22 protein-coding genes are annotated in these 24873 nt (G+C 68.0%); 12 read left to right on the forward strand and 10 right to left on the reverse strand.

The features are described 5' to 3' along the window. Positions 1-35 precede the first annotated feature (35 nt). The 5 genes from ACO2RJ_RS13365 to ACO2RJ_RS13385 all read right to left on the reverse strand — a co-directional run bounded on the left by ACO2RJ_RS13365 (position 36) and on the right by ACO2RJ_RS13385 (position 3971). A complete protein-coding gene (locus ACO2RJ_RS13365; RefSeq protein ID WP_423268491.1) occupies positions 36-251 on the reverse strand; it encodes a SlyX family protein in 216 nt (71 codons plus the stop codon). Further along, positions 244-993: a rhodanese-related sulfurtransferase gene (locus tag ACO2RJ_RS13370; protein ID WP_423268492.1), complete on the reverse strand. Its 750-nt coding sequence runs from the start codon at positions 991-993 to the stop codon at positions 244-246. The genes ACO2RJ_RS13365 and ACO2RJ_RS13370 overlap by 8 nt, the downstream gene beginning before the upstream one ends. An 89-nt stretch (positions 994-1082) precedes the next feature. Further along, the gene (gene cydX / locus ACO2RJ_RS13375; protein WP_423268493.1) at positions 1083-1205 is read right to left on the reverse strand and encodes a cytochrome bd-I oxidase subunit CydX; all 123 of its coding nucleotides are present in this window, start codon (positions 1203-1205) and stop codon (positions 1083-1085) included. A gap of 12 nt (positions 1206-1217) precedes the next feature. Then, a complete protein-coding gene (cydB, locus tag ACO2RJ_RS13380) occupies positions 1218-2366 on the reverse strand; it encodes a cytochrome d ubiquinol oxidase subunit II (protein ID WP_423268494.1) in 1149 nt (382 codons plus the stop codon). 24 nt (positions 2367-2390) lie between these two features. Next, entirely contained in the window at positions 2391-3971 is a 1581-nt protein-coding gene (locus ACO2RJ_RS13385; RefSeq protein ID WP_423268495.1) for a cytochrome ubiquinol oxidase subunit I, read from the reverse strand. A 150-nt stretch (positions 3972-4121) separates the two neighbouring features. Between ACO2RJ_RS13385 and cydD the strand changes: the two genes are divergently transcribed. Both cydD and cydC read left to right on the forward strand, forming a co-directional pair. After that, positions 4122-5867 carry a thiol reductant ABC exporter subunit CydD gene (cydD, locus tag ACO2RJ_RS13390; RefSeq protein WP_423268496.1) on the forward strand — a complete coding sequence of 582 codons (1746 nt, stop codon included), beginning with the start codon at positions 4122-4124 and terminating at the stop codon, positions 5865-5867. Continuing rightward, entirely contained in the window at positions 5864-7528 is a 1665-nt protein-coding gene (gene cydC / locus ACO2RJ_RS13395; RefSeq protein WP_423268497.1) for a thiol reductant ABC exporter subunit CydC, read from the forward strand. The genes cydD and cydC overlap by 4 nt, the downstream gene beginning before the upstream one ends. Before the next feature lie 60 nt (positions 7529-7588). Here cydC and ACO2RJ_RS13400 read toward each other — a convergent pair whose 3' ends face one another. The 4 genes from ACO2RJ_RS13400 to ACO2RJ_RS13415 all read right to left on the reverse strand — a co-directional run bounded on the left by ACO2RJ_RS13400 (position 7589) and on the right by ACO2RJ_RS13415 (position 10930). Next, complete coding sequence (locus tag ACO2RJ_RS13400) at positions 7589-8260, reverse strand: helix-turn-helix domain-containing protein (protein WP_423268498.1); 672 nt, start codon at positions 8258-8260, stop codon at positions 7589-7591. A 92-nt stretch (positions 8261-8352) separates the two neighbouring features. Next, positions 8353-8748 (reverse strand): response regulator transcription factor, encoded by a 396-nt coding sequence (locus tag ACO2RJ_RS13405; protein WP_423268499.1) that lies wholly within the window; start codon positions 8746-8748, stop codon positions 8353-8355. Between the two features lie 69 nt (positions 8749-8817). Next, positions 8818-9459, reverse strand: a complete 642-nt coding sequence (fixJ, locus tag ACO2RJ_RS13410) for a response regulator FixJ (protein WP_423268501.1) — start codon at positions 9457-9459, stop codon at positions 8818-8820. Continuing rightward, positions 9449-10930: a PAS domain S-box protein gene (locus tag ACO2RJ_RS13415; protein ID WP_423268502.1), complete on the reverse strand. Its 1482-nt coding sequence runs from the start codon at positions 10928-10930 to the stop codon at positions 9449-9451. Before ACO2RJ_RS13415 ends, fixJ begins: the two co-directional genes overlap by 11 nt. Before the next feature lie 121 nt (positions 10931-11051). On the opposite strand from ACO2RJ_RS13415, the gene ACO2RJ_RS13420 reads away from it, so the two are divergent. The 7 genes from ACO2RJ_RS13420 (at position 11052) to ilvD (ending at position 20706) form a co-directional block, all read left to right on the forward strand. Beyond that, positions 11052-11879, forward strand: a complete 828-nt coding sequence (locus ACO2RJ_RS13420) for a universal stress protein (RefSeq protein WP_423268503.1) — start codon at positions 11052-11054, stop codon at positions 11877-11879. A 58-nt stretch (positions 11880-11937) separates the two neighbouring features. Next, on the forward strand, positions 11938-13287 hold the full coding sequence (gene hemN / locus ACO2RJ_RS13425; protein WP_423268505.1) for an oxygen-independent coproporphyrinogen III oxidase: 1350 nt from the start codon (positions 11938-11940) through the stop codon (positions 13285-13287). A gap of 227 nt (positions 13288-13514) precedes the next feature. Continuing rightward, entirely contained in the window at positions 13515-14183 is a 669-nt protein-coding gene (locus ACO2RJ_RS13430) for an OmpW/AlkL family protein (protein WP_423268507.1), read from the forward strand. Between the two features lie 170 nt (positions 14184-14353). Next, positions 14354-15538 carry an acetate/propionate family kinase gene (locus tag ACO2RJ_RS13435; RefSeq protein ID WP_423268509.1) on the forward strand — a complete coding sequence of 395 codons (1185 nt, stop codon included), beginning with the start codon at positions 14354-14356 and terminating at the stop codon, positions 15536-15538. Positions 15539-15544: 6 nt separating this feature from the next. Next, positions 15545-16318, forward strand: coding sequence for an enoyl-ACP reductase FabI (gene fabI, locus ACO2RJ_RS13440; protein WP_423268511.1), 774 nt, complete (start codon positions 15545-15547; stop codon positions 16316-16318). Between the two features lie 52 nt (positions 16319-16370). Next, the gene (locus tag ACO2RJ_RS13445) at positions 16371-18758 is read left to right on the forward strand and encodes a phosphoketolase family protein (protein ID WP_423268513.1); all 2388 of its coding nucleotides are present in this window, start codon (positions 16371-16373) and stop codon (positions 18756-18758) included. Positions 18759-18858: 100 nt separating this feature from the next. Then, positions 18859-20706, forward strand: a complete 1848-nt coding sequence (gene ilvD, locus ACO2RJ_RS13450; protein ID WP_423268514.1) for a dihydroxy-acid dehydratase — start codon at positions 18859-18861, stop codon at positions 20704-20706. A 9-nt stretch (positions 20707-20715) separates the two neighbouring features. Here the strand turns inward: ilvD and ilvA are convergent, their stop codons facing one another. Continuing rightward, positions 20716-22227, reverse strand: a complete 1512-nt coding sequence (gene ilvA / locus ACO2RJ_RS13455) for a threonine ammonia-lyase, biosynthetic (RefSeq protein WP_423268515.1) — start codon at positions 22225-22227, stop codon at positions 20716-20718. A 285-nt stretch (positions 22228-22512) separates the two neighbouring features. Here ilvA and ACO2RJ_RS13460 point away from each other — a divergent pair, with 285 nt between their 5' ends. The 3 genes from ACO2RJ_RS13460 (at position 22513) to ACO2RJ_RS13470 (ending at position 24706) form a co-directional block, all read left to right on the forward strand. Then, positions 22513-23571 (forward strand): acyltransferase family protein, encoded by a 1059-nt coding sequence (locus ACO2RJ_RS13460; RefSeq protein WP_423268516.1) that lies wholly within the window; start codon positions 22513-22515, stop codon positions 23569-23571. A gap of 142 nt (positions 23572-23713) precedes the next feature. Then, entirely contained in the window at positions 23714-24103 is a 390-nt protein-coding gene (locus tag ACO2RJ_RS13465) for a c-type cytochrome (protein ID WP_423268517.1), read from the forward strand. 210 nt (positions 24104-24313) lie between these two features. Continuing rightward, a complete protein-coding gene (locus tag ACO2RJ_RS13470; RefSeq protein WP_423268518.1) occupies positions 24314-24706 on the forward strand; it encodes a c-type cytochrome in 393 nt (130 codons plus the stop codon). Positions 24707-24873: the final 167 nt, after the last annotated feature.

A 24873-nucleotide genomic window follows, 5' to 3' on the forward strand; every position in this document is an offset into this window, starting at 1 on the left:
TTCCGGCCCGCCCTCTCGAACCCGGACGGCGACGGTCAGTAATGCGGGGGCGGTCGGTCGACCGGCCCCGGCCCGCTGACCGCGTCGTCCAGCCGGTCGACCAGCTCCGCGAGTTCGCGTCGCAGCGCGTCGATCAGGGTCCACTGCCCGACGACGGTCTGGTTCAGCGCTTCGAGCGCGAGATCCTGATGGGCGATCCGTTCCTCGAGCGCGTCGACGCGCCGGGCGAGATCTTCGACGTCGTCAGCCATAGGCCTGCTCCGGTCCCGCCTCGACCAGCCCGTGCCCGAGCGCGATCCGTTCGTCGAACACGAAGCACGAGCCCCGCCACCGGCTCGCGGCCGGCTCGATCTCCTCGAGATAGCGCAGCACGCCGCCCTTGAGCTGGCGGACGTCGGAGAAGCCGTTCGCGAGCAGATGGGCGCTCGCCTTTTCGCAGCGGATGCCGCCTGTGCAGTACAGCGCGATCGTCCGGTCCTTTGCGCCGGCGAGCGTCCCTGCGGCGAACGCCCTGAAGTCGGAGAAGCGCGACGTCCGGGGATCGACGGCGCCTTCAAAGGCGCCCATCGCGACCTCGAAAGCGTTGCGCACGTCAATGGTCAGCACGTCGGCGCGGCCGATCAGCGTGTTCCAGTCGGCTGGCGAGACATAGGCGCCCGTCCGCTCGCTCGGCGCGGCGGAAGGGTCGCCGAACGCGACGATCTCGCGCTTGAGCTTCACCTTGAGCCGCCCGAAGGGCGCCGTCGTCGCCGTGGACAGCTTGACGTCCAGCCCGCCGAGCCGGCCGCCGAGCAGCGGGCCGAAGCGGAGCTGATCGATCAGCGCATCGACCGCCTCGCCTTCGCCGGCCACCGTTCCGTTGATCCCCTCCGGCGCGAGCAGCAGAGTGCCCGTCACGCCCAGCCCGCTACAGAGATCGTGCAGGCCTTCCCTGAGCGCCGGAGCGTCAGGCAAGGGCACGAAGGCGTAGAAGGCGGCGACGGCGAACGGCATGTCCGCCCCTCTATCAGCGTCGCGCGCGCAAGAACAGCGTCGCGCGACCCGCCGGTCGCCCCCGGCGGGTCGCGCGGCTCGGCCTTCCGTCAGTCGACGTCGGGCCGAAGCGAGCTGGTCCGATTCTGCTCGCGCATTTCGAACCACATGGCGTTGAGGATCGCGAAGGAGCAGGCGAGCCCGAGGCCCAGCACCCAAGAAAAGTACCACATCGAGCGTTCCTCTCAGTAGGCGTTGGGATTGCGGCCGATGGAGGTCGCCGTCACGGGGCCGCTCATGACCCGGTAGACCCACACGGTGTAGGCGAGGATGAGCGGGAGGAAGATCACCGTCGCGATCAGCATCACGAACAGCGTGAGATGGCTCGACGAGGCGTCCCAGACGGTGAGGCTGGCGCCGGGCTGGATCGAGGACGGCAGCAGGAAGGGAAACAGCGACAGGCCGGCGGTCGAGATGATGCCGAAGATCGCCGCGCTCGAGCCGAGGATCGACGTCTTCCACAGCCGAAAGGCGAGGCCGACGAAGGCCAGCGCGAGACCGACAAAGCCGAGGATCGGCGCGATGGCCATCCAGGGATGGCGGCCGTAATTGGCCATCCAGGCGCCGCTTTCCTGCGTCACCGTCTTGCCGAGTGGGTTCGAGGGGCCGAAGGCGTCCTGCGCGCTCGTCACGACATATCCGTCCAGCCCGAAGGCCACCCACAGACCGCCGAGCGCGAACAGCGCGGCGGTCGCGATCGCGGCGAGCCCGCCATAGGTCCGCGCACGGGCGGCGACCGGTCCCTCGCAGCGGGCGGCGATGACCGCCGCTCCGTGGGTGACGACCATGCCGACGCTGACGAGGCCGGCGAGCAGCGCAAAGGGACTGAGCAGGCCGAAGAAGTTGCCGTCGTAATGCGGGCGGAGCGTCTCGTCGAGGCCGAAGGGCACCCCGAGCAGCACGTTGCCGACGGCGACGCCCGAGATCAGCGCGGGCACGAAGCCACCGACGAACAGGCACCAGTCCCAAGCCTCGCGCCAGCGGGGATCGTAGACCTTGCCCCGGAACTTGAAGCCGACGGGCCGCAGGATGAGCGCGAGCAGGATCGCGATCATCGCGAGATAGAAGCCGGAGAACGAGGCCGCGTAGAGCGCCGGCCACGCCGCGAAGATCGCGCCGCCGCCGAGGATCAGCCAGACCTGGTTTCCTTCCCAGGTCGGGCCGACGAGGTTGATGAGGATCCGGCGTTCCTCGTCCGTCCTCGCGGCGAAGGGAAGCAGCGTCCCGACGCCCAAATCATAGCCGTCGGCGATCGCGAAGCCGATGAGGAGGACGCCGAGCAGCAGCCACCAGATCAGCCGCAGGGTCTCGTAGTCGAGTGGGATCGTGTGCATGGGGCGAGCTTTCGGTGAACGGCTTCAGCGTTGGGGCGAGGCTGCGGCGCCGGCGGGGATGTGCGCGGAGCCTCCAACGCCGTCGAGCACGGTGCGGTTCGACGGCCCGGCGCGGACGATCTTGAGCATCAGGAAGACCATGATGATCAGGAGCGTCGTGTAGACCGTCAGGAAGAAGCCGAGGCTGATCGAGAGGTCGACGAGGGTCAGTCCCGAGGCCGCGTAGAAGGTCGGCAGCACCCCCTCCACCACCCAGGGCTGGCGGCCGTATTCGGCGATGAACCAGCCGGCCTCGATCGCGATCCAGGGCGCGGGCAGACTGAACAGCGCGATCCAGAGGAAGGCGCGGCCGTCGCCGAGCTTGTGCTTGCAGCTCAGGTAGAACGCGAAGGCGAAGAAGCCGATGAGGTAGAAGCCGAGCGCGACCATCACGCGGAAGCTCCAGAACAGCGGAGCGACGCCGGGGATGGTGTCGACGGCGGCCTGCGCGACCTCTTCGTTCGTCGCGTTCTCGACGTCGGTCCGGTAGCGCTTCAGCAACAACGCGTAGCCGAGGTCCTTCCAGTTCGCCGTGAAGGTCTCGCGCGCCGCCTGGTCGTTGCGGTCGGCCCGGATCTGCTCCAGCGCCTTGTAGGCCACGACGCCGTTGCGGATGCGGCCTTCCGCGAGCTTCACGAGGTCGAGAATGCCGGGGATCTCTCCCGAGATCGACCGCGTCGCGATCAGCCCGAGCACATAGGGAACCTGGACCTGAAACCGGTTCTCCTGGTCGCCGGGCACGGCGAACACGGTGAACGGCGCGGGCGCCGGCTCCGAATGCCACATCGCCTCCATAGCGGCGAGCTTCATCTTCTGATGCTCGGTCGCCGCATAGCCGCTCTCATCGCCCAGGACGACGACCGAGAGGGCGGAGGCGAGGCCGAAGCTCGCGGCCACGACCATGGACCGCTTGGCGAGCGCCATGTGGCGCCTGTTCAGCAGGAACCACGCGCTGATCGCCATCACGAACATCGCGCCGGTGACGTAGCCCGCGGAGACGGTGTGGACGAATTTGGCCTGCGCGACGGGATTGAAGATCACCGCCATGAAGTCGGTGACCTCCATCCGCATCGTGTCCGGATTGAAGGTCGAACCGACCGGATTCTGCATCCAGCCGTTGGCGATCAGGATCCACAGCGCGGAGAAGTTCGCGCCGAGCGCCGTCAGCCAGGTCACGGCGAGATGGGCGACCTTCGAAAGCCGATCCCAGCCGAAGAAGAACAGACCGATGAAGGTGGCTTCGAGGAAGAAGGCCATCAGGCCTTCGATCGCGAGCGGCGCGCCGAACACGTCACCGACATAGTGGCTGTAGTAGCTCCAGTTCATGCCGAACTGAAACTCCATCACGATGCCGGTCGCGACGCCCATGGCGAAGTTGACGCCGAATAACGTGCCCCAGAACAGCGTCATGCGCCGCCAAACTTCGTGCCCCGTCATCACATAGACGCTCTCCATGACCGCCATTAGGACGGACAGGCCGAGCGTCAGTGGCACGAATAAGAAATGATACATCGCAGTCGCGGCGAATTGCAGCCGCGACAGGTCGACGACCGTCAGGTCGATCATGATCCGTCCGCCTCTCGGGAAGTCTTCCGGCCCACACCGGCCGTTGCGCCCAGCTTTAGAGCGGAGGCGCGGGCGTCGCTTTGAGCAGGATCAAAGCCGGCTGGGGGATCGGCAGGTAAGGCTCCACCATCTCCAATGACAGGCGGACCGATGCGCGCGCTCACACGGGACGAGACGAAAGCGGCCGCCCGAAGGCTCTCCGCGCTGCGCGGACACGCAGGCTGGCCGTTCGCCGTCTCCGTCTGCGCGCCCCTTCTCGCCGGAGCTCTGCTTATCGGGCAAGCGGCCCTTCTGGCCGAGACGCTCGCCCGGGCCATCGCCCAGAGGGAGCCTCTGACGGCGCTCTGGCCGTCCGTCGCAGCGATCGCGCTGCTCATGGCCGCGCGCGCCCTGCTGGGCTTCGTCGGGGAATGGGCGGGCGCCGCGGCGGCGGAGAAGGTCAAGCGCGCGCTGCGGGAGACGCTTCTCACAAGTCTGCTGGCGCGTCCGCCGGGCTGGACGGCCGCGCGCAGCTCCGGGGCCCTCGCGAGCGCCGTCGTCGACCAGCCCGAGGCCCTGGACGGCTTCTTCGCGCGCTTCCTGCCCGCTGCGGTCCAGGCCGGGCTGCTGCCTGTCGCGATCGCCGCCGCGGCCTTCGCTTACGACGTGACGGTCGGTCTCTTGTTCCTCCTCACGGCCCCGCTCATTCCCCTGTTCATGGCGCTTGTCGGCTGGGGCGCGCAGGCGGCGAGCGACGCCCAGACGCAGGCCTTCGCGCGCCTGTCCGGACATTTCGCGGACCGGATACGCGGTCTGCTCACCCTCAGGCTGTTCGGCCGGACCGAGGCGGAGGCGCTGCAGGTCCGGCGCGCGACGGAGGAGCTCAGGCTGCGGACGTTGCGGATCTTGCGCATCGCCTTTCTCTCCTCGGCGGTGCTTGAGTTCTTCGCCGCGCTCGGCGTGGCGGGCGTCGCGCTCTATGTCGGCCTCAGCTATCTCGGCTTCATCGACCTGAGGGCGACGCCGCTCACTCTGTCGGGGGGGCTCGCCTGCCTGCTGCTGGCGCCGGAGGTCTATCAGCCGCTCCGCCTGCTCGCGGCGCATCATCACGACCGGGCTCAGGCGGTCGCCGCGGTCACCGAGATCGTGCGCCAGTTCGAGGAACTGCCCGAATCGCCCCACGCGGCGGAGCCCGGGGCCGTGTCCGCGCCTGCGATCAGAACTACGAGCCCGCTCTCCCTGGTGGCGAACGGCCTCGGCCTGCGTACGCCGGACGGGCGCGACATCCTGCGCGATGCGGATCTTCGTCTGGCGGCCGGGGGACGGCTCGCGCTGGTCGGCTCGAGCGGCGCCGGAAAGACCGCGCTGCTCGACGCGCTCGCCCGGCTGCGCGAGGCGGACGGCGAGATCCGCTTCGGCGGCGAACCGCTCCGTCTCGTGCCGGAGCCGACGCTGCGAGCGCGCCTCGCCTACGTCCGCCAGCGTCCCCATCTGTTCGCCGGCACGATCGCCGAGAACATCCTCTTCGCACGCCCCTCTGCGGACGACGCCGCCGTGCGGCGGGCCGCCGAAATGGCGTGCGTCCGGGATTTCGCGGATCCGCTTCCGGAGGGGCTCGCCACCCGGATCGGCGATGGCGGCCTCGGGCTCTCCGGCGGCGAGGCGCAGCGCGTCGCGCTCGCGCGGCTCTATCTGCGCGATCCCGCCGTCATCCTGCTGGACGAGCCGACCGCCCATCTGGACGCAGCGACCGAGAAGACGGTCCTTGACCGACTTCTGGCCTTCGCCGAGGGCCGGACGCTCTTCCTCGCCACGCACTCCGCCGTGGTCGCGAAGCGCATGGACGGCGCCGTCCGCATCTCCGGCCAGCGCCTCATCGTCGAACGGACACATCCGATCCAGGACATAGCCGCATGATCGCGATCCTCTCCTTCCGACGCCTGTTCGCGCGCCGCGCGCGCGGCTTCGCGGCGGCGCTCGTTCTGTCCCTGGTCGCGCTCTGCGCAGGCGTCGCCCTGCTCGGCGTCTCCGGCTGGTTCCTCACGGCCGCCTTCCTGTCCACGGCGGCGGCGAGCTTCAACCTGTTCGGACCCTCCGCCGCCGTGCGGGGCCTGTCCTTCCTGCGGATCGGCGCGCGCTACGGCGAAAAGCTCGCCGGGCACGACGCGACCCTGCGCCTGCTCGCCGACATCAGGGAATGGGTGTTCCGCTCGCTCAGCGCCGGCGCTCTTCAGAACGGCCGCCTGCTGAGGCGCGGCGACGCCGTCTCCCGGCTGACGGCCGACGTCGACGCGCTCGACAGCGTCTTCATCGTCGCGGCGGGGCCGCTGATCTCGAGCGCGCTCGTCAGTCTCGCGACCGCCGCCGCGCTCGCCTTGCTCCTGCCTGGCGCAGCCGCGCCTTATGGCGTGGCGATGGCCGCGGCCCTCGTGGTCGCGCCGACGCTGCTCGTCCTCGCGACCCGCCGCCTCGGCGCCGAGATCGTCCGGCTTTCGGCGGAGGCGAGGACGGCCGCCCTCGACGCCATCGACGGCCACGCCGACCTCATCCTCTTCGGCGCCGCGGAGACCGCGAAGGGCCGATCCGCCGCGATCTTCGCCTCTCTTGCGACCGCACGGCGTCGCCTCGCCTTCCGTTCCGCCATCGCCTCCGCGTCGGTCTTCGCGCTGGCCGGAGGCGGCGCTATCGGCGTCCTTGCCGTCGGCCTCCACGCGCATGAGGCGGGAGAGATCGGCGGGCCGAGGCTCGTGGGCCTGCTTCTCGCCGCGCTCGGCAGCTTCGAGGCGACGGCGGCGCTCGTGCGCTCGATCGCGAAGTTCGGCGGAGCGGCGGCGGCGGCGGAGCGGTTGAAGGCGATCGGCGACGCGTCGCCTTCCGTGCGCGCCCCGGAGCGTCCGCAGCCCTTCACGCCCGACGGCTCGATCGCCTTTGAACAGGTGACCTTCGGTTATGACGCCGAAAGACCCGTCCTGCGCGACCTTGATCTCACGGTCGCGCCAGGCGAGCGGGTCTCCGTCGAGGGGGCGAGCGGCGCGGGGAAATCCACGCTCGCCTGTCTCCTGATGCGGCTGGCCGATCCGGACCAAGGGGGCGTGCGCCTGGCTGGACGGGACCTGCGGACGATCGCGGAGCCCGAGCGTCTCGCATCGGTCGCCCTGCTCGAGCAGAACGCACCCATCTTTCAGGGCACTGTGCGCGACAATCTCGCCATAGGCGGGCCGGACGCGTCCGACGAGCAGATGTGGGAGGCCCTCGCGAGGGCGCGCGTCGCAGATGTGGTCAGGGCGTTGCCCGGCGGCCTGGACGCCGAACTCGGCGAAGCTGGAACCAGCCTGTCCGCGGGCGAAGGCCGGCGGCTCTGTCTGGCGCGCGTTCTGCTGTCGCGCGCTCCGACGCTTTTGCTCGACGAGCCGACCAGCGGGCTCGACCGGGAGACGGAGCTGGCGTTTCTAAAGGATCTGTCGGCGGCCACGCGGGGCCGCGCCGTGCTGCTGATCACCCACGCCGACCTGCCGGACGGCGTCGTCGACCGGCGGCTGAGGCTGCGCGAGGGCAGGCTCGTTCCGGCCACCTCGTGACGAAAGCGCCCGCGGTTTTCGCCGCGGGCGCTTTCGTGCATGAGAAAGGCTTGGGACAGATCAGGCGCGCAGCCGCCTCAGCGCCGCACGGTCCTTCAGCACGATCCCGCGGCGGTGCGCCGGAAGCGAGATCACGCCCTCACGCTCGAGCTGGGTCAGGGAGCGCGACACGGTCTCGATCGTCAGGCCGAGATGGTCGGCGATGTCGATGCGGGCCATCGGAAGGTCGATCACGCCGCCGCTCGTCGTACGCTCCGAAAGGCCGAGGAGGAAGCTCGCGACCTTCTCGACGGCGCTCTTGCGGCCGAGCAGCAGCATGTGCTCCTGCGCGCGGGCGAGAGCCTCCATCGTCGAGGCCAGAACTTCGCGGGCGAGCATGGGATTGTCGAACGCCATGGTTCCGATGGAGCGGCTGCGATGGCAGACGAGCGTCACTTCGCCGATCGCCTCGGCGGTGAAGCGGTGCTCGCCTCCGCTTTCCGCCCCGAAAATCTCTCCGGCGAAATGGAAGGCGTCGATCTGGCGCCGACCGTCGCTCAAAAGCTTGTAGGTGCGCACGGCGCCGCTGACGACCTTGTAGAAGAACTCCGCTTCGTCGCCTTCCAGGAAGATCTCTTCGTCCTTGGCGTAAGCGCGGCGAGGCGCGACTGCCGGACGGAGAGGCTCGTGACGCTTGTGGAGCGGGAGCGGCAGGATGGAAGCGGCGGTGCGGGCATCGAGGGTGGAGAGCATCTGACGACTCCGTCGATCGCGTCTGAAGGCGATCCAGAGCTACGGCCAGCGGCGGCTCCGCGAAATTCAGGTATCCACCTAAGGGGAATCCCTTAGTTGCCAGGCCGCGCCCCGCCGCGGGCCGCGAGAGCGCGGTGGATTCCCTCCATGAGCGCAGCGTCGCGGAACGGCTTCTCGACCACCAGCTCGATCCCGGCCAGGACCGCCCGGCGCCGCAGATCCTCGGTGGCTTTCGCGGTCATCAGAATGACGGGAAGCCGAACATGGCGATCCCTCAGCCGGGCGATCAGATCCATGCCCTCCATGCCGGGCATGTACTGGTCGATCAACAGGCATGCTTTTTCGGGAAGGTCGCCAGCTTCCAGCAGCGCGGCCCCGTCCTCGTAGAGGCGCACGATCAGGCCTTCCAGCTCCAGCGCGAAGCGCATCGAAGACCGCACCGCTTCATCGTCGTCTACGACGATGACAGTGCCGGCATGAACGGACATGAAGGCATCCTGACACTAGGGAACGCGTCGGAGCCTACGGTCGTTCGGCGCTCTTGGACTTGATCTTGCTCAACCGCGTCGATCGTTCTGTTCGCCGTCGAGATCGACGCCCGCGGCGACCGACATCCTCACCAGTTCCGACAAGCTCTTCGCCTGCATCTTGGCCATGACGTTCGCGCGGTAAATCTCGATCGTGCGGGCGCTGATGCCGAGCTCGAACGCGATGACCTTGTTGGGCTTGCCGCCGACGAGCTTTTGCAGCACCTGCCGTTCACGCTCTGACAGGTGATCCACGCGCTCCCGCATCTCAGCCGTGCGCGCATTCGCGCGGGATTCGCTGACGGAGACCGCGAGAGCGGATCTCACGACCCCTAAAAAGAGATCGTCGCTGAAGGGCTTCTCGATGAAGTCGACCGCGCCCCGCTTCAGCGCCTCGACCGCCATCGGCACGTCGGCGTGACCGGTCATGACGATGACCGGAAGCCGGAATCCCTGCGTCCTTAGCCGTGACAGGAACTCGATGCCGTCGAGGCCCGGCATTCGAACGTCGGTGACGATGCAGCCCTCCGGCACGTCGTCTATGTCGTGCAGGAAGGCGTCGGCGGACGCGTGGAGGCGCACGGGGAGGCCGTCCGAAGCCAGCAGGAAGGACAGGGATCGGCGAACCGCGTCGTCATCGTCGACAACGTGGACGACTTTTTCATTCGCCATTCGCGACCTCGGATTCGTCGACCGCGCGAAGGGTGAACGTAAATTTCGTTCCCCCGCCGATGGACGACTCTACGATCAGCTTGCCGCCGTGGGCCTCGACTATGGTTCGACAAATGGAAAGGCCCACTCCCATGCCATTCTCCTTCGTGGTCACGAAGGGTTGGAAAAGTCGATTGGCGATATCGGGAGCGATCCCCGGGCCCGTATCCGCGACGCTCACCGCGAGAAAGCCGCCTGGAAAGACCTCCGTGTCGATCCGAAGCTCGCGGCTCGGCGCCTCCTCCATGGCCTCGATCGCGTTCCTCATCAAATTGAGGAGCACCTGCTGGATCTGGATGCGGTCGGCGAGAACGAGGCGCGCAGCCGGCGCAAAATGGAACGAGGCGCGAACGCCGCGCTCCCGGACTCCGACCAGCGCAAGCGCGCTCGCCTCCTCGATCAGCCGGGGCAGATCCTCGATCTGGCGCTCGCTCTCGCCGCGGGTGGCGAAGTCGCGCAGCCTGCGGATGACGTCGCCGGCCCGGAGCGCTTGGTCCGCCGCCTCGCCGACCGCGCCGCGCAGGACCGCCGCGTCTTCGCCCTCCATCCGCTCCAGCATCCGTCGCGAGCCCTTGAGATAGTTCGTGATCGCGGTCAGCGGCTGATTGATTTCATGGGCGAGCGTGGACGCCATTTCGCCAAGCGCCGTGAAGCGGGACATATGGATGAGTTCCGACTGGATCTCCTGAAGACGCGCCTCGGTCTGCTGCCGTTCCGTCAGATCCCGGATGAAGCCGGTGAAGTAGCGCTCGCCAGCGGATCGCATCTCCCCCACGGCAAGCTCCATCGGAAAGGTCGAGCCGTCCTTGCGCCGCCCGACGACGACGCGTCCTTGGCCGATGATCCGCTTCTCGCCCGTCGTCAGGTAGCGGGCCATGTAACCGTCGTGCTTGCTCTGGTAGGGCTCCGGCATCAGCATCTTGATGTTGCGGCCGATGACCTCTTCCGGCTCATAGCCGAACTGCCGGATCGCGGCCGCGCTGAAGGATTGAATGATCGCCTGTTCGTCGATCACGATCATGGAATCGGGGATCGTCTCGAGGATGGAGGTCAGATGCGCCTCTCTCGCGCCCAGCGCCTTCTCCCATGCGAGGCTTTCGCTGACGTCGCGCACCGCCTGCGCGTAGCCCACCGTCCTTCCCGCATCGTCGCGGATCGCGAGCCACGCAATTTCTGCGAGGAAGCGCGACCCGTCCGCTCTGAGGAGTTCGGCGCGCTGCTCCGCGGCGGGCGGATCGTAGGACGGGCTCGGAATGAGGATGGTGAAGTGGCGCCCAATCACTTCTTCCGAAGGCCATCCGCAGACGCCTTCGGCGTTATCCGGCCATGTGAGGATACGGCCAGCGGCGTCGAGGGTGAACAAAGCCAGCCCGCGCGGCGCGCGGTTCGCGCGCGTCGGTCCAGCTCGGTCGACGTTTTCCACGGCGGTCATGCCGAGCGGTATAGCGGGTTCGAGCCCGTTCTTGAAAGGAGTGGCAGGCCGCTTGAGCAGGATCAAAGCGGACCGGCCATTTTCGCTCGACTGTCGCACCCACGTCGACAGGAGACGAAGCATGACCCGACCGATCGCTGGCTCGCCGTCTTATGCGAGCGTGATGGCGCATTTCGACCTTTCGCCCAACGCCCGGTCTCGCGGTCGGCTGGCCGTGTCCCTCGCGGACATGTTCGGGGCCCGACTGATCGGCGTCGCGGCCGAGCAGATGATCCTGCAGCCCGCCGACGACGGCGGCTTTGGAGTCGAGGCTGAGAGCCGGCGCGTGGAGCGGGACCTCGAGTCCGCTCGCCGGGTCTTCCTAGACGTCGTCGGCGCGCGGAACGACGTGGAGTGGCGCGGCTGCGTCCACGCCCCCGACAGCTACCTGATCGAACAGGCTCGCTGCGCGGATATCGTCGTGCTCGGCCGGCAGTCCTCCGCCGATCGCGGCGACTTGATGCTCGGCGTCTCCCCCGGCTCGGTCGTCATGGAGTGCGGGCGCCCGATCCTCATCGCTCCTCCGGACACGGAGACGCTGTCGACCCGGACGGTGGTCGTGGCCTGGAAGGACACGCGCGAGGCGCGCCGCGCGATCCACGACGCTCTACCGCTTCTGGTCGGCGCGGGGGAGGTCGTGGTGGTCGCCGCGACGACGTCGTTCCGGGACGAGGGCGCGGAGGACGTGGCCGCCTGGCTGGCGCGGCACGGCGCGAACACCCGGCCGCTCGTGAAGGAGGGCGAGCTCTCCTCCGTCGCCGAAACGCTTCTCGACGTAGCGGACGAGCTTGGAGCGGGCCTCATCGTCTCAGGCGCCTACGGCCACAGCCGCACACGGGAATGGATGTTCGGCGGCGTCACCCGCGATCTGCTGGAGATGGCTTCGATCCCTCTCCTGCTCTCGCATTGAACGCGGCCGACGCCGCAGCCGCGTCACGTCGGCGAACCAATCGGGGAGACCGTCGCGCATGATCCCGCTTCGACTGTCGGAACTGGTCCGGCGATCGGCGCCCCGCTACACGTCCTATCCGACGGCGCCCTCCTTTGGTCCGGACGTCGGCCCCGAGACCTATGACGCGTGGTTGAGGGAACTGTCCGGCGCGGCGGGGACCGCCTCGCTCTATCTTCACGTGCCGTTCTGCCGCGCGATCTGCAATTACTGCGCCTGCACGACCCGAGCGACGCGAAGCGACGAACCCCTTCGCGCCTACGCACGGAGGCTGCGGCGCGAGATCGGGCTCGTCGCCGCTCGCACGGGACCGCTTCGGGTCAGTCATATTCACTGGGGCGGCGGCACGCCGAACCTGCTGCCGCCGGAGCTGTTCGACGAACTCGTCGCCGATATTCGCGGCAGATTCGACGTCCGATCCGACGCCGAGCATGCGATCGAGCTCGATCCGCGTTGGGTGACGCGCGAAAGCGCCCGGCGGTTGGCGGCGGCGGGCGTGACGCGCGCCAGCCTCGGGGTGCAGGACTTCGACGAGGAGGTGCAGCGCGCCATCGGCCGGCCGCAGCCCTTTTCCGTCGTCAAGGCCGCGGTTTCGGCCCTGCGCGCAGCGGACTTCGCCGGCCTCAATTTCGATCTGATCTACGGGCTCCCGCACCAGACGATGAGCTCGATCCGCGACACCGCGCGCCGCGCGGCGTCCCTCGCGCCCGACAGGATCGCTCTGTTCGGTTACGCGCATGTGCCGTGGTTTCGCGCGAACCAGCGACTGATCGAAGAATGCGCGCTTCCAGCCTCGGCGGCCCGCTACGATCTTGCGGAGACGGCGCGGGAGACGCTGCAGGCCGCCGGCTACGACGCCGTCGGCATCGATCACTTCGCGCGCCCTGCCGACGCTCTGCGCCGTGCGGCGCGAGAGGGCCGACTGCGCCGCAATTTCCAAGGCTACACCACCGACCGCTCCGAGGCGCTGATTGGGCTCGGCCCATCGGCCATCGGGCGATCGCATCGGGGTTTCACGCAGAACGCGGCGGACGCCGGCGGCTGGGCGCGCGCGGTCGACGCCGGCCAGTTCGCGACCGTCAAAGGATACGCCCTGACGCCGGACGACCGTCTGCGCTCGGACGTCATCGAGGCGCTGATGTGCGGCTTCTCGGTCGACCTCGGCGAGGCTGCGCGCAGCCATGGGGTCGAGCCGCAGGTCTTCGACGACGATCTGGCGAAGCTGCGACCGCTGGTCGAGCAGGAGTTCGTCCGTATCGAAGGCCACCGCGTGACGATCACGCGGGACGCGCAGTCGCTGGCGCGCATCGTGGCGAGCGCGTTCGACGTCCACCTGGGCGCCGGGGCGCGCCATTCCGCCGTGGTTTGATCCGTTCGGCGCCGGACCCGGAGCGGCGGCGCAAATGCGCCCTGGCGTCGTTCCGCGGCGATGATCAGTCCCACCTCCCCTCACCCCAAATCTACGCAGAGCAGGATTGCGGCGCGCACGGCCCTAATCCGGCTTTGCGTTTGACGCATATCAACGCCCGCGCCCCGCCTCTGCCCTATCCCCGAACCAGCGGCGGTTTTCGCCGTGTATTCAGGGGGTTGAAGGTCATGAAATCGCTCCAGGCTCTGTCGCTCGCGCTGCTCGCGTCGACGGCGGCGTTCAGTCAGGCCCGCGCGGCTGACATTCCTGAGCCGTCGAACTTCGTCGCGCCGTCGCCGGCGGAGTGGAGCCGGTTCATGGTGCGCGTCCGCGCCATCGGCGTGCTGCCGGATTCGTCCGCCAAGCTGAACATCCGCGGCGGCGCGCACATCTCCGACGACGTGATGCCCGAGATCGATTTCAGCTATTTCTTCACGCCCAATCTGGCGGTCGAAGTGATCTGCTGCGCCTCCCATCACAAGATCAGAGGACGGGGCGCCATCGACGGCCTCAAGATCGGCGACACATGGGTGATCCCCGCGACGGTCACGGCCCAGTACCACTTCACGAACTTCGGCAAGTTCAAGCCGTATGTCGGCGCCGGCGTGAACTATTCGATCTATTTCAAGGAGGACGGCGGCCCCGCGATTTCCCACTTGAAACTGAAGAACTCGGTCGGCGTGGCGGCTCAGGTCGGATTCGACTATATGATTGACGAGCATTGGGGCGTAAACTTCGACCTGAAGAAGATTTATATGGAGCCGAAGATCCGGCTGACCGCGGGCGGCGCGGACGTTCGCGGCAAGGCCAAGATCAATCCCTGGGTGACGGGCGTCGGCGTCAGCTATCGCTTCTGATCCGAAGGTCGGGATAGGCGCTCGCGCCAGAGTGAAGCGGCTTGAGCGACGCGGCTGTCCATTCGAGCTGTTCCGGAGGCCATACTCGACGCATGTGCCGGCCCGTTCGACAGGGTCTCTGAGCGGGGCGAAGGCGTCCCGCGCCAGGCATCCCAGGGAGACGCCGCCGGATGAATGAGAGGCTGCTCGTCACTTTCAACGCCGGCTCGTCGAGCGTGAAGATCGGCCTGTTCGCGCTCGAGCCGTCCGGCCCGCGCCGCGTCGGCAAGGGGCTGATCGACTTCCGGCGCACGCCGCTCACTTTCCACCTCGTCGAAGGACCGGACGTCTTCGACGTCGAGCTCCGGGCGCAGCCCGGCGAAGATCTGGACGAGGTGCTGTCGGAGGCCTTCGGCTGGCTGAGCAAGCACTTCGACGTCGCGCGCTTCGCAGCCGCGGGACACCGGGTGGTGCATGGCGGCGACGTCTTCGCGGGCGCCGCCGCCGTCGACGACGCGACGCTCGCTGAAATGGAACGCCTGGCGGTTCTGGCCCCCTTGCACCAGCCCCAGTCTCTCCGTCTGATCCGCGCGATCTCCCGCCTCCGGCCGGACCTGCCGCAGACCGCCTCCTTCGACACCGCATTTCACCGGACCAACGCCGACCTCGTGCGTCGTTTCGCGATTCCCCGCGAGATGCACGACGCCGGCATCAAGCGATACGGCTTCCACGGCCTGTCCTATAAATTCATAGCCGGCGAACTGTCTCGGCGGGCGCCCGAGCTCGCGGGCGGCAAGGTGATCGTCGCGCATCTCGGCAGCGGCGCCAGCCTCTGCGCGCTCGACGCGGGCCAAAGCCGCGACACGAGCATGGGCTTCTCGACGCTCGACGGCGTGCCGATGGCGACCCGCTGCGGCGCGCTGGACGTCGGCGTCCCGCTCCATCTGATGCGGCAGGACGGCCGTAGCCTCGACCAGGTCGAGGACATCCTCTACCATCGGTCGGGCCTGCTCGGCGTTTCCGGGATCAGCGCGGACAGCCGCGAGCTGCTCGCGAGCGCCCGGCCCGAGGCGCGCGAGGCGATCGACCTGTTCGCCTTCCGCATCGCCGGCGAAGCGGCGCGGCTGGCCGCCACCCTCGCCGGCTTCGAGACCCTCGTCTTCACGGCGGGGGTGGGAGAGAACCAGCCTCAGGTGAGGGACGCCGTCGCGTCCCGACTCGCGTGGCTCGGCGCGTCGATCGACGCCGCCGCGAACGAAGCCAATGCGGCGATCATCAGTTCGTCCGACTCCCGTGTTTCGATCCACGTGATCGCGACGGACGAGGAGCAGGTGATCGCGGACGAAGCCGTCGCCATCCTCGATCGAAAGGACTGAAAGCTCATGACCCCACTCGTCGACCTCTCCGGCAAGCGCGGGCTCGTCGTCGGAGTAGCCAATGAGAACAGCATCGCGGCGGGCTGCGCGGCCGCCTTCTCCCGGGCCGGCGCCGAACTGGCGGTGACCTATCTCGACGAGCGCTCCAAGCCCTACGTGCAGCCCGTCGCGGACTCGGTCGGCGCCACGATCTTCGCGCCCTGCGACGTTCGCGTGCGCGGACAGCTTGAGGGCCTGTTCCAGCGGCTCGAGCGGGAGTGGGGTCAGCTCGACTTCGTGCTGCACTCGATCGCCTTCGCCGAGCGAGAGGACCTCCACACCAGCGTGCTCAACTGCTCCGCCGAAGGCTTCGCTCTGGCGATGGACGTCTCGTGCCATTCCTTTCTGCGCATGGCGAAGTTCGCCGCGCCGCTGATGACGGCGGGCGGCAGCCTGATGACGGTGACGTTCTACGGAGCCGACCGCGTCATCGAGAATTACAATCTGATGGGCCCCGTGAAGGCCGCGCTGGAATCCAGCGTGCGCTACGTCGCGGCGGATCTCGCCGACCGGAACATCCGGGCCCACGCCATCTCCGCCGGCCCGGTGAAAACGCGAGCGGCCTCGGGGATCGGACGGTTCGACGAACTGATGGACGAGGTGCGGGCGCGCACCCCCGCCGGACGCCTCGTCACCATCGAGGACATCGGTCGCGTCGCGGCGTTTCTCGCAAGCGACGCCGCCGCGCCTCTCACCGGCTCCGTCGTCTACGCCGACAACGGATTCCACATCGTAGCCTGACGCCGCGGCCTTGAAACGCCATCGACGCAATTCCCTTTCGAAGGACGTTCGAATGACCGCTGATCCGAAGACCGACGCGCGCCGCCTCGATTCCGGAACGCTCGCCGCGATGAACGCCTGGTGGCGCGCCGCGAACTTCCTGTCGGTCGGACAGATCTACCTGCTCGACAATCCGCTGCTGCGCCGCCCGTTGCAGGCGACCGACGTCAAGCCGCGCCTGCTCGGACACTGGGGCACGACGCCCGGCCTCAACTTCCTCTACCTCCACCTCAACCGGGTGATCCGCGAGCGGGACGTCGACGTGCTCTATGTCGCTGGCCCCGGCCACGGCGCGCCGGGGGTCGTCGCGAGCACCTACCTCGACGGGACCTACAGCGAGCTCTATCCGGAGATCTCGCGGGACGAGGACGGCGTCCGGCGGCTGTTCCGGCAATTCTCCTTCCCCGGCGGCATCCCGAGCCATGCGGCGCCGGAAACGCCGGGATCGATCCACGAGGGCGGAGAGCTCGGCTACTCCCTGGCCCACGCCTTCGGCGCGGTGCTCGACAATCCGGACCTGATCGCGGCTTGCGTCGTGGGAGACGGCGAGGCCGAGACCGGGCCGCTCGCCGCCTCCTGGCACTCCAACAAGTTCCTCAATCCCGCCACCGACGGGGCGGTCCTGCCGATCCTCCATCTCAACGGCTACAAGATCGCCAATCCGACGATCCTCGCCCGGATCGATCCCGAAGAGCTGCGCGCGCTGTTTTGGGGCTACGGCTACGAGCCGATCTTCGTCGAGGGCGACGAGCCCGATCCGATGCACCAGGCGACGGCCTCCGCGTTCGATCGGGCCTTCGACCTTATCCGGACGATCCAGGACGCGGCGCGCGGCGGCGGCGCGGCTGCGGGGCGTCCGCGCTGGCCGATGATCGTGTTCCGCAGCCCGAAGGGCTGGACGGGCCCGGCCGTCGTGGACGGACTGAAGGCGGAGGGCTTCTGGCGCTCGCACCAGGTGCCGTTCAGCGACATGTCGAAGCCGGAGCATCTGACGCTTCTCGAGGATTGGCTGCGCAGCTACCGCCCGGAGGAGCTGTTCGACGAGGCCGGCGCCGTGCGGCCGGAGATCGCGGCGCTCGCGCCCTCAGGCGAGAAGCGCATGAGCGCCAATCCGCACGCCAATGGCGGCGCGCTCAAGCGGCCCCTGCGGATGCCGGACTTCACCGCGCACGCCGTCGCGGTCTCCCAGCCCGGCGCCGTCAACGCCGAGGCGACGCGCGTGATGGGCGCCTTCCTGCGCGACGTGATGGCGGCGAATGAGGCGAACCGGAACTTCCGCGTCTTCGGACCGGACGAGACGGCGTCGAATCGTCTCTCCGCCCTGTTTGAGGTGACCGACCGCGCCTGGATGGAGCGCACCATCCCCGAGGACGACCACCTCGCGCCGACCGGACGGGTGATGGAGGCGCTCAGCGAGCATCTCTGCCAGGGCTGGCTGGAGGGCTACCTGCTGACCGGCCGCCACGGCCTGTTCTCCTGCTACGAGGCGTTCATCCACATCATCGATTCGATGTTCAACCAGCACGCCAAATGGCTGAAGACGTCGCGCGAGGTGCCGTGGCGGCGGCCGGTGGCGTCCCTGAACTATCTGCTGACCTCCCATGTCTGGCAGCAGGATCACAACGGCTTCAGCCATCAGGACCCCGGCTTCATCGATCACGTCGTCAACAAGAAGGCCGACATCGTCCGCGTCTATCTTCCGCCGGACGCCAACACGCTGCTCTACGTCACCGACCACTGCCTGCGGAGCTGGGACCGCATCAACGTCATCGTCGCGGGCAAGGCGCCGGCGCCCCAGTGGCTCGACATGGACGCCGCCATCAAGCACTGCACGCAAGGCATCGGCGTGTGGGAGTGGGCCAGCAACGACCGCGGCGGAGAGCCGGATGTCGTAATGGCCTGCGCCGGCGACGTGCCGACGATCGAGACGCTCGCCGCCGTCGATCTGCTGCGCGACTACTTCCCGGACCTCAAGGTCCGCGTGGTCAACGTCGTCGATCTGATGACGCTGCAGCCGAAAACGGAGCATCCGCACGGGCTGTCGGACGCCGACTTCGACGCGCTGTTCACGACGAACAAGCCGGTGATCTTCGCCTATCACGGCTATCCCTGGCTCATCCACCGGCTGGCCTACCGCCGGACGAACCATGCGAACCTGCACGTTCGCGGCTACCGCGAGGAGGGATCGACGACGACGACCTTCGACATGGTCGTCCGCAACGGCCTGGACCGCTTCCATCTCGTCGCCGACGTGATCGATCGCACGCCCTCGCTCGGAGCGTCGGCGGTTTACGAGAAGCAGGCGATCCGCGAAAAACTCGTCGAGCATGATCGCTACATCCGGGCCCATGGCCTGGATCTTCCGGAAGTGCGCGACTGGACGTGGCGAAGCCCGACCTAGCCGACGCACGCGGGGCCGACCGCCGTCGCGCACGCCTCGACCCGGCGCGCGTCACGGCGTAAACCGCTGCGCGAACCGACGGAATGCAAGGACCTGCGCAATGCCCGCCTATCGCTCCCGCACCACCACCCACGGCCGCAACATGGCCGGCGCCCGCGGGCTGTGGCGCGCGACGGGCATGAAGGACGGCGACTTCGGCAAGCCGATCATCGCGGTCGTCAACTCCTTCACCCAGTTCGTGCCCGGCCACGTCCATCTGAAGGACCTTGGGCAACTGGTCGCGCGCGAGATCGAGAAGGCCGGCGGAGTCGCCAAGGAGTTCGACACGATCGCCGTCGACGACGGCATCGCGATGGGCCATGACGGCATGCTCTACAGCCTGCCCTCGCGCGAGCTGATCGCCGACAGCGTCGAGTACATGGTCAATGCGCACTGCGCCGACGCCATGGTCTGCATCTCCAACTGCGACAAGATCACCCCCGGCATGCTGATGGCGGCGCTGCGCCTCAACATCCCCGCCGTGTTCGTCTCGGGCGGCCCGATGGAGGCCGGCAAGGTCGTGCTGAAGGGCAAGACCGTCGCGCTCGACTTGGTCGACGCCATGGTGGCCGCCGCCGACGACCGCGTGTCGGAAGCCGACGTCGAGACGATCGAGCGCTCAGCCTGCCCGACCTGCGGCTCCTGCTCCGGCATGTTCACCGCGAACTCCATGAACTGCCTGACCGAGGCGCTCGGCCTGTCGCTCCCGGGCAACGGCTCGACGCTCGCGACCCACGCCGACCGCGAACGCCTTTTCGTCGAGGCGGGACACCTGATCGTCGACATCGCCAAGCGCTGGTACGAGAGCGACGATGCGAGCGTGCTGCCGCGCTCGGTCGCGAGCTTCAACGCCTTCGAGAACGCCATGAGCCTCGACATCGCGATGGGAGGCTCGACCAACACGGTGCTGCATCTGCTGGCGGCCGCCCATGAGGGCGAGGTCGACTTCACCATGGACGACATCGACCGGCTGTCGCGCCGCGTCCCGGTGCTCTGCAAGGTCGCGCCGGCGAAGTCGGACGTGCACATGGAGGACGTTCATCGCGCCGGCGGGGTGATGGGTATCCTGGGCGAACTCGGCCGCGCGGGCCTGCTGCATCTCGACGAGCCCACCGTCCACAGCGCCACCCTCGGCGACGCGCTGAAGCGGTGGGACGTCGCGGAGACGAAGAGCGAAGCGGTGCAGTCGTTCTACCGCGCGGCGCCCGGCGGCGTGCCGACGCAGACAGCTTTCAGCCAGGCCGAGCGCTGGGACGAGCTCGACCTCGACCGTGAGGGCGGGGTGATCCGCGCCGTCGACCACGCCTTTTCGAAGGACGGCGGCCTCGCCGTGCTGAAGGGCGACCTCGCGGTCGACGGCTGCATCGTGAAGACCGCCGGCGTCGACGACAGCATTCTGACCTTCTCGGGCCCCGCCAAGGTGTTCGAGAGCCAGGACGACGCCGTGTCGGCGATTCTGACCGGCAAGATCGTCGCGGGCGACATCGTGGTGATCCGCTACGAGGGTCCGCGCGGCGGGCCGGGCATGCAGGAGATGCTCTACCCCACCAGCTACCTGAAATCGAAAGGCCTCGGGAAGGCCTGCGCGCTCGTGACCGACGGGCGCTTCTCCGGCGGCTCTTCCGGTCTGTCGATCGGCCATGTCTCGCCGGAGGCGGCGGAAGGCGGATTGATCGCGCTGGTCCGCGACGGCGACGGGATCGAGATCGACATCCCGAACCGTTCGATCCGGCTTGCGGTGGCGCCGGAGATCGTGGCCGAGCGCCGCGCGGCGGAAGAGGCGAAGGGCGCCGGCGCCTGGAAGCCCGCCGCCCGCACGCGCAGGGTCTCGTCGGCGCTCAAGGCCTACGCCGCCTTCACGACCAGCGCCGCGCGCGGCGCCGTGCGGGACGTCGACCAGCGCCGCTGATCAGCGCCTTCAGGACGACCGCAGAAACAGTCCATAGGCGGGATTGTCGGTCTCGTCCTCGTAAGGGTAGCCGAGCGCCGAGAGGCGGTCCTGGAACTTCGTCCGCTGGTCCTGCGGCACCTGGAGTCCGACCAGAACCCGGCCGTAATCCGCCCCGTGGTTGCGGTAATGGAACAGGGTGATGCTCCAGTCCGACCCCACGGCGTCGAGAAACTCGAGCAAGGCGCCGGGCCGCTCCGGGAACTCGCAGCGCAGCACCACCTCGTCCGTGAGCCCCGGCGTGCGGCCGCCGACCATGTAGCGGATGTGGAGCTTGGCGGTCTCGTCGGCGCTGATGTCGAGGACCCGGTAGCCCCGCTCGTCCATCCGCGCGACCAGTTCGGCCTTCTCGCGCTTGGCGTCGGAGAGCTTGAGCCCGACGAACACATGCGCCTCAGCGCCTGCGATCGCGCGGTAGTTGAACTCGGTGATGGTGCGGCCGCCGATAAGTTCGACGAAGCGCCGATAGCTGCCGCGCGTCTCGGGGATCGTGACCGCGAGAAGGATCTCGCGCGCCTCGCCGATCTCGGCGCGCTCCGCGACATGCCGCAGCCGATCGAAATTCATGTTGGCGCCGCTGTTGATCGCGATCAGCGCCCCCTCGCCCCGCCCTCGCGCCGCGTATGTCTTGAGCCCGGCGAGCGACAGCGCCCCGGCGGGCTCGGCGAGAATCCTCGTGTCCTCGAACACGTCCTTGACCGCCGCGCAGATTTCGTCGGTGTCGGCCGTCACCACCTCGTCGAGCAAGGCGCGGCAGATGCGGAACGTCTCCTCCCCCGCCTGCCGAACGGCGACGCCGTCGGCGAACAGGCCGACCCGATCGAGGATCACGCGTTCACCGGCTTCGATCGCGGCCTTCATCGAAGCGGCGTCCGAAGGCTCGACCCCGATGACCTTCACCTCGGGTCTCAGATACTTGACGTAGGACGCGATCCCGGCCGCCAGCCCGCCGCCGCCGATCGGCACGAAGACGGCGTCGATCGGTCCGGCGTGCTGCTGAAGGATTTCAACCGCTATCGTGCCCTGACCGGCGATGACGTCGGGATCATCATAGGGATGGATGAAGGTCAGGCCGCGTTCGGCGCCGAGCGTGCGGGCGAAGGCGTAGGCGTCGTCGAAGGCGTCGCCGTGTAGCACGACTTCGCCGCCGAAATGGCGCACGGCGTCGATCTTGATGGGGGGCGTCGTCACCGGCATGACGATGACGGAGGCGACGCCGAGCCGGGTCGCGGACAGCGCCACGCCTTGCGCGTGGTTGCCGGCGGAGGCGCAGATCACGCCGGCGCGTCGCTCGCCTTCGCCGAGACGCGCGATGCGATTGTAGGCGCCGCGGATCTTGAACGAGAAGACGGGCTGCAGGTCCTCGCGCTTCAGCAGCACGTCGCGGCCGAGCCGGCCGCTGAGGCGCACCATCCGGTCGATCGGCGTCTGCACGGCGACGTCGTAGACGCGCGCGTCGAGGATCGCTCGGATGTAGTCCATAAGCCCCGCTCCATTCCACGAGTCACGGCGGGTCGGCCGACGCTCCGCGCGTCGCAAGCCTCCTCCGCTGCGGCGTCATGTGCGCCGATCGGGACGCGGCGGGCAATCCGCGCCGCGACCGCTGCGACGAACTGCGCGCGGAGCGCAGCCCCCTCACGGCTAAGGTTAATCAAACAAAACCGACGCTCTCGACGTCCGAGGCGTGTTCGTTCACCTTCCGGCGTCTTTCTTGTGGCAGGATGCAGACACGCTGACGACCGAGAACCCGAGCCGCGGACCCGAACGATGACTTCTCACCACGCAGACGCGCCATTGTCGAAGCCGCGCGTCGACTGGGTCGACGTCGCCAAAGGGATCTGCATCGTCCTCGTCGTGATGATGCACTCGACGCTCGGCGTCGAGAAGGCGGCCGGCGCCGAAGGCTTCATGCACTATGTCGTCGCCTTCGCGCGGCCGTTCCGCATGCCGGACTTCTTCCTGATCTCCGGATTGTTTCTAGCGCTGGTCATCGATCGCGACTGGCGGCTCTATCTCGACCGAAAGGTCGTTCATTTCGCCTATTTCTACGTGCTCTGGCTTCTGATCCAGGGGGCGTTCAAATGGCCGGGCATCGGCCTCGAGGAAGGCTTCGGCGCCGTCGTCCACCAGTTCCTGATCTCGCTGATCGATCCGTTCGGCACGCTGTGGTTCATCTATCTGCTGCCGATCTTCTTCGTGTTCGCGAAGCTCGTGCGCCACGCGCCGCCGCTGCTTGTGCTGGCCTTCGCGGCCTTGCTCGAATCTCTCAAGGTCCAGACCGGCTGGATGGTGCCGGACGAGTTCTGCGCGCGCCTGTTCTACGTCATGCTCGGCTGGTACGCCGCGCCTTACGTCTTCCGGCTGGCGGATCTCGCCCGCGACCACACGGCGCTGGCTCTCGCTGGATTGGCCGCATGGGCGCTGATCAACGGCGCCGCGGTGTTCGGCGGCGTCGCGGAGTGGCCGATCGTCAGCCTCGCGCTCGGCACGGCCGGAGCGATGGCGATCGTGACGGTCGCCGCCCTGATCGCGGGAGGGAAGGTCGCCGAACCGCTCCGCTACGCCGGCGAACGCTCGATCGTCGTCTATCTCGCGTTCTTCCTGCCGATGGTCGTGACGCGGCTGGTCCTGCTCAAGACCGGAATCGTCACCGACATCGGCTGGATCGCCCTGATCGTGACCGTGGTCGGCGTCGTCGCTCCGCTCGTCTTCCACATGATCGTCATGAAGACAGGATGGGGCACGTTCCTCTTCGTGCGCCCGAAGGCGTTCCACATCGACCGCCCTCAGGAGCGCGGCGATCGCCGGTTGCAGCCAGCGGAATAAAACCCGTTCCAGAGTGGTCACGCGCCCGCGACCAGATGGCGCAACCTCACTTTTTCGTTAGAATACGTCGCGTTCGTCTGGTTGTGTCCCCTGGCTGACCCCACGGTGCGGCGTCGGCGGCAACAAACCAGGGGGACGCTGCATGAGCGTTCGAGGACTTCTGACGGGGCTCTGCCTTGGCTCCGCGCTGATCGCCGTCCCGGCGACCGCGGCCGACGGTCCCTTCACCCAAGCGCAGGCTGACGGCGGCAAGGTGGTGTTCAATAATCACTGCGCTCAGTGCCATCGTCCCAATCTCAAGGGAGGCCTTGGCCCGGCGCTGATCGGCGATCCGTTCAAGGCCAAATGGGGCGGCCAGCCGGTGGCGAACCTGCGCGACTGGATCCACGCCAACATGCCGCAGAACGCGCCGGGCTCCCTGCCCGACGACCAGCTCAACCCGATCGTCGCCTACATCTTGTCCAAAAACGGCGTCACGGCTGGACAGGCCGAGCTGACGAAGGATACGGCGAGCGGCGAATTCCCCAAGTGAGCGGCCGGGAAGCGCCGCCGTGCCCTCCCCTGGGGGCGAGCTCGAAGCCCGCCATATGCGAGGGGCGCCGCGACTTTCGTCGCACTTTCCATGCTTTCCCACATATAATTAGTACAAAGTAGAAGCCATCACGGCTTCGCGTGCGCTCGTTCCGCTCTATGGTTCTCCTTGAGCTGCATCACGCGCAAAACAGCCCGGGAGACCGAACACATGAGTTTCAAACTGCTCTTCGCTGGACTCGCCGCCGGAACGGCGCTGATCGCCGGGCCGGCCCTGGCCGCGGAAGGCCCCTTCAATCAGGCGCAGCTCGACAAAGGCAAGTCCGAGTACAACACCCACTGCCGCACCTGCCACGCCGCTAACGGCAAGGGCGCGCTCGGACCGGCTCTGCATGGAGACGTGTTCAAGGGCCGGTTTGGCGGGCAGTCCGTCACGGACGTCCGCACCTGGATCTACGAAAACATGCCGCAGACCGCGCCGAAGTCGCTCAAGGACGAGCAGCTCGATCCGATCATGGCCTACATCCTGTCGCTGAACGGCTTCACGCCGGGTCAGAAGGAACTGACCGCCGAAACGGGCAAGGACGTCAAGATCGAGAAGTGACCCGTCCGGCGTCGGGCGTCCCGACGCCGACGGATGAGCACAGAGCCGAAGCGGTCCGCCGCTTCGGCTCTTTTGCGTTGAGCGGTCGGCGCAGCGCTCCGCGGCTGGGACGGGCCGGCGGACGAAGCAGAGCCCGGGACGGTTCCCTTCGGGCGCCCGATCCTTAT

The organism is Hansschlegelia sp. KR7-227 (genome assembly GCF_049446035.1).
In the GTDB taxonomy this organism is placed as follows: domain Bacteria; phylum Pseudomonadota; class Alphaproteobacteria; order Rhizobiales; family Methylopilaceae; genus Methylopila.

Coding starts and splice junctions, on each gene's coding strand:
- ACO2RJ_RS13460 (WP_423268516.1), top strand. CDS start 22,513: ATGACTTCTCACCACGCAGACGCGCCATTGTCGAAGCCGCGCGTCGAC.
- ACO2RJ_RS13365 (WP_423268491.1), bottom strand. CDS start 251: ATGGCTGACGACGTCGAAGATCTCGCCCGGCGCGTCGACGCGCTCGAG.
- ACO2RJ_RS13370 (WP_423268492.1), bottom strand. CDS start 993: ATGCCGTTCGCCGTCGCCGCCTTCTACGCCTTCGTGCCCTTGCCTGAC.
- cydB (WP_423268494.1), bottom strand. CDS start 2,366: ATGCACACGATCCCACTCGACTACGAGACCCTGCGGCTGATCTGGTGG.
- cydC (WP_423268497.1), top strand. CDS start 5,864: ATGATCGCGATCCTCTCCTTCCGACGCCTGTTCGCGCGCCGCGCGCGC.
- ACO2RJ_RS13470 (WP_423268518.1), top strand. CDS start 24,314: ATGAGTTTCAAACTGCTCTTCGCTGGACTCGCCGCCGGAACGGCGCTG.
- ACO2RJ_RS13385 (WP_423268495.1), bottom strand. CDS start 3,971: ATGATCGACCTGACGGTCGTCGACCTGTCGCGGCTGCAATTCGCCGCG.
- ACO2RJ_RS13420 (WP_423268503.1), top strand. CDS start 11,052: ATGACCCGACCGATCGCTGGCTCGCCGTCTTATGCGAGCGTGATGGCG.
- ACO2RJ_RS13405 (WP_423268499.1), bottom strand. CDS start 8,748: ATGTCCGTTCATGCCGGCACTGTCATCGTCGTAGACGACGATGAAGCG.
- ACO2RJ_RS13430 (WP_423268507.1), top strand. CDS start 13,515: ATGAAATCGCTCCAGGCTCTGTCGCTCGCGCTGCTCGCGTCGACGGCG.
- cydX (WP_423268493.1), bottom strand. CDS start 1,205: ATGTGGTACTTTTCTTGGGTGCTGGGCCTCGGGCTCGCCTGCTCCTTC.
- hemN (WP_423268505.1), top strand. CDS start 11,938: ATGATCCCGCTTCGACTGTCGGAACTGGTCCGGCGATCGGCGCCCCGC.
- ACO2RJ_RS13445 (WP_423268513.1), top strand. CDS start 16,371: ATGACCGCTGATCCGAAGACCGACGCGCGCCGCCTCGATTCCGGAACG.
- ACO2RJ_RS13400 (WP_423268498.1), bottom strand. CDS start 8,260: ATGCTCTCCACCCTCGATGCCCGCACCGCCGCTTCCATCCTGCCGCTC.
- ACO2RJ_RS13435 (WP_423268509.1), top strand. CDS start 14,354: ATGAATGAGAGGCTGCTCGTCACTTTCAACGCCGGCTCGTCGAGCGTG.
- fixJ (WP_423268501.1), bottom strand. CDS start 9,459: ATGGCGAATGAAAAAGTCGTCCACGTTGTCGACGATGACGACGCGGTT.
- ACO2RJ_RS13415 (WP_423268502.1), bottom strand. CDS start 10,930: ATGACCGCCGTGGAAAACGTCGACCGAGCTGGACCGACGCGCGCGAAC.
- ilvA (WP_423268515.1), bottom strand. CDS start 22,227: ATGGACTACATCCGAGCGATCCTCGACGCGCGCGTCTACGACGTCGCC.
- ilvD (WP_423268514.1), top strand. CDS start 18,859: ATGCCCGCCTATCGCTCCCGCACCACCACCCACGGCCGCAACATGGCC.
- cydD (WP_423268496.1), top strand. CDS start 4,122: ATGCGCGCGCTCACACGGGACGAGACGAAAGCGGCCGCCCGAAGGCTC.
- fabI (WP_423268511.1), top strand. CDS start 15,545: ATGACCCCACTCGTCGACCTCTCCGGCAAGCGCGGGCTCGTCGTCGGA.
- ACO2RJ_RS13465 (WP_423268517.1), top strand. CDS start 23,714: ATGAGCGTTCGAGGACTTCTGACGGGGCTCTGCCTTGGCTCCGCGCTG.